3 protein-coding genes are annotated in these 4030 nt (G+C 44.6%); all 3 read right to left on the bottom strand.

Features of this window, described 5'->3' with window-relative positions; all coding sequences use genetic code 11:
- Window positions 1-7: 7 nt before the first annotated feature.
- Entirely contained in the window at window positions 8-547 is a 540-nt protein-coding gene (locus ACP5N5_RS05970) for a TRAP transporter large permease subunit (RefSeq protein WP_428133911.1), read from the bottom strand.
- A gap of 149 nt (window positions 548-696) precedes the next feature.
- On the bottom strand, window positions 697-3423 hold the full coding sequence (gene alaS, locus ACP5N5_RS05975) for an alanine--tRNA ligase (RefSeq protein WP_428133914.1): 2727 nt from the start codon (window positions 3421-3423) through the stop codon (window positions 697-699).
- A gap of 109 nt (window positions 3424-3532) precedes the next feature.
- Window positions 3533-3856, bottom strand: coding sequence for a 50S ribosomal protein P1 (rpl12p, locus tag ACP5N5_RS05980; protein WP_042667783.1), 324 nt, complete (start codon window positions 3854-3856; stop codon window positions 3533-3535).
- Between the last annotated feature and the right edge of the window lie 174 nt (window positions 3857-4030).

A 4030-nucleotide genomic window follows, 5' to 3' on the forward strand; every position in this document is an offset into this window, starting at 1 on the left:
CTCCGGCTTAGAAGGCCGGCGCCCTATCCTGGCTAGGCGACGGGCCCAGCCGATAAATCATTATCTTAGCAGAGGGAATTATATATTTTAATCTAAATTGAAAACCTAGTCCATTATCATGAAGCCCCATGATCCTAGAGAATGCTGTTGTAGCTGTTACCGCACCTGTTAGCAACTCGAAAAATGCACACCCAAGTACAGTAACTACAGCGAGTCCCCCTTTCACTCTTCCTACTAGTGGTTCAAGCGCATCTACGATTACCTCCGTTAGCCCTGCCTTCTCAAAAACCGTACCCATTAATACGAATAAATACACCCCCATGCTCGTCATGAATAGGGTGGAGAAGAGATATGATGAGAATACTATAGCATCCGGCTTTCCATGAGAAGAAGACAGGTGTCTAATTATATCCTCTATATTGCTGAGTATGTACCTGGGATCATGTTCATGAATGCCTCCTACCTTATCCTCAACATGTTTCTGTCTAATATTTACCTGTTCAACAATATTTATATCCATGGATGAATCATTGAATTCTATAAACACACCCTTTTATGTTCGTGGTGCCGAGGTCGATAGATATAATTCTCAACAATAATATTCACCCGTCTCAGCATCGAAGTCCATCAGGAATAGCATACATATAGAGGTTTTGATAAAACAGCAATAAAACTGATTTTATTCCAGGCAGGACTCTATTGTCTACACAATATATTCTTTAACGCATTCATGACCTCTTCTTTTTTAATGTCACGGGTTTTTCTCAGTGTTACGTGGTCTGGTTTACCGCCTCCCTTAATGCCTTTCCCCGTTAACTCCTCTGTGATTCTCCTTAAGTCTATGTTCTTCTTTACTGCTTTCTCGGGTTTAACCGCTATTTCGATCAGTTCGCCAGTATCTATGGTAGTAAGTACCCCGTGTTTTAGTGAGAGTTCTTCAAGTACTTGTTTAACTAGTTTCTCATCGCTGATGGGTAGCTCTACATATACCGTATCAATGCCGCAGATGTTTATCTCCTCGGTAAGGGCCTTCGATATAATGGTCTTTCCCATGAGATCCCTGTATTTATCAAGTACCTCTAGCGTCTTATCGTACTCTCTCTTAATCTTCTTTACAGCAGAAGCCAGATCTCCCTGCTTAGAGCCCAGGATTGATAGGGCTTCTCCGATCTCGTTTTCCAGTAAGTGTATTTTATCAACTAGCCTCGTTGACGCTATGAACTCCAGCCTGATTACTCCATCCTGTATTCTCTCGGCATTAATTATTTTCACACCGCCTACTTCACTAGTGTTAAACACATGGGTTCCGAAGCAGGCCTGTGCATCCCAGCCAGGTATCTCAACTATTCTGAGGATTGGAGAGTATATTGCGCCACCCTGGTATATCTTCAACCCGTACTTGTTCTCGGCCTCGAATTTACCCGTGTAGTGGAACCTTAGATCCACTCTGTCCTCGATTATCCTGTTAGCCAGCTCCTCTATCTTCCTCACATCCTCCGATGTAAGGGACTTATGGTGTGTTATATCCAGCCTAGCCTTCTCAATGGTTTTCTCAGCACCGGCTTGCCATACATGGTCGCCAAGTATATACCTTGCTGCAGCGAGTATAATATGTGTTGCAGTGTGGTGCTTCATTAACCTGTATCTCCTATACCAGTCTATTACCACCCTAACCATAGTATTCTCATTGATCTCCACGGGCTCCTTCAATACATGTATTATTACATCGCCAACTTTCCCAACGTATTCAACCTCATATCCTCTTCCATTCACCTCGATGAAGCCTGTATCGTGTTCCTGGCCTCCGGCCCACGGGTACATAACCGTTCTATCCAGGATAAGGTATTTTCCTCTAACCCCTAACACCTTAGCATTAACACTGGTTAGATACGGGTTCTCATGGAAAACCCTATATGTAGCAGGGAATCCAGAGGCCCATTTAACCACGTCCTCGGGAAACTCATGCTCCTTCTCCTTCACCAACACGCCTGGAGAGGAATGTCTCTGAGCTATTCTAGAGTAGAAGTCACCCGGTATCTCTACTTTTACACCATGCTCCCTGGCTCTTTCAGCAACGAATTCAGGGGGTATTCCATGTGAATCATATATTGTGATGAGGTCTTCAAGTAAGAGTTCTCTTTTCTTTTTAAGCAACTTATCGACGATGTCTATTCCACGGCTGACGGCATCTATGAACTTAGAGGTCTCCATGGTTACTACATCCAGTATATAGTCTCTGTGCTTCTCGAACTTGCCATATATGTAGTCGTTCTTCCAGTATTTTACCTGGCGATCCAGTAATTCCTGGACCACATCTGTGAGCCTGCTGGGTTCGACGCCGAGCCTGGCGAGGTTTCTGAGGAGACGCCTAATCACGAGTCTAGCCAGGTATCCCTCACCAGTATTCGATGGAACCACACCATCCGAGAGCATGAGGCTTATTGTCCTGGCATGGTCTAGAGCACTATATAAATATATTGTCTTCACGAATTCATCCACGTAGTCTCCGAACCCTAATTCACGAAGCAGCCTCTCATACTCATGTATGCCTCCAATTTCCTTATCGCTCAACAAGTAAACAGCTTTCTTCAATACATCGTAGCTGGGCTCCTCGACCCCGAGTACATCCTTGTACTCGTTAACCAGCCTACCATATATTGCATGGAAGCCTGTCGGCGTCTTCTGGGTGAACCACGCTATTCTCTCTATACCATACCCGCAGTCAACGACTAAGACGGGGTTTTCCACGTATTTACCATCAACAGCCTTGTACATCATGTGCACTAGTGTTGCTAACTCCATGCCGTCAACCAATACCTCTGGGGCAGGCCCAGCATTACCCCCGCCCTCCCACCATCCCTCCTTAAACACCAGGTCGTCGAGGTCTATGCCTATCTCCTTATTAAAGAACTCTATTGTGTTATCCAGTATCCCCTCAACCCAGTAAACGAATTTACCCGGTTTATTAAAAGCATGCATCCCACCCATTTCAAAACTGGTTAAATGCCGTCCAAAGGTTAACCCCACGTTATCTATATCACTCAGCCTTATAGATGGTTGGATTATAACTAGTGGATTATATGGGGGATCAACAATACCATCTGTAACAGCAGGCTGGAATACCACTATTGATGCTATGGTTAAATAGAGGTCATTTCTCCATCTGGCTAGAACTGGATAGGGATCCACTACGCCGTGCCCCTTTGACTTGAGGAACCCTATAAACTTCTCCCTTACCTCCTGGAGGCTTAAGGGCCTCACTCTTTTATAATCCTTGTAGAGGAACTCATATTTGCTACAAGGCCTATCCGGGCAAGTATCCCTTGGAACCCTGCTCCATAAAACGCCCTCCTCACATCTCTTGCAAGTGTATTTCTCATAGCCGTACCTGCGGAGATAGTCGAAGCTTATATTTTTAGACATGGTTTTAACTAACCTCTCTCTAACTTAGGATACCTAATAGTAAGGAAGCAAATTAAGTTTTCGTAAAATCCTAAAAATCTTTATCCTCTCGTCAACAATGCCATTATTTTCAACCGAATAGTGCTGAGAAACCTTCTGAGAGGGCTTCCTCACTAAGCTCCTTAGACTCCTCCTTCTTCTCCTCCTCACCCTTCTTCTCTTCACCAGCAGGCGCAGCCGCTGGGGCCGCTTGAACTGGGGCAGCTGCCACAGGTGCTACAGAAGCCTGTTCAAGGACCTTGGCTATGTCAATGTTTTTAATGGCTGCAACCAGAGACTTCACCCTAACTTCATCTACTTCAACACCGGCTGCTTCAAGCACCTTCTTCACATTTTCCTCGCTTATCTCTTTTCCAGCCTTATACAGCAATAAAGACGCATATATATACTCCATACACCCTGCACCTCCACTTGTTCAAAGCATTACTGCAGGATTTAAATCTAGAAAGTAGCTTTTAAAGCTTCATCATGCCTCCCAGGCAAGAATTTAGAGGCAGCAAACATTCATCCTAACCAACATCCGTTGCCCCTAGAGGTCTGATCGTGGTGTTTTGAGATGGTTTAGTTT

Source organism: Desulfurococcus sp., assembly GCF_049970475.1.
Lineage (GTDB): Archaea > Thermoproteota > Thermoprotei_A > Sulfolobales > Desulfurococcaceae > Desulfurococcus > Desulfurococcus amylolyticus.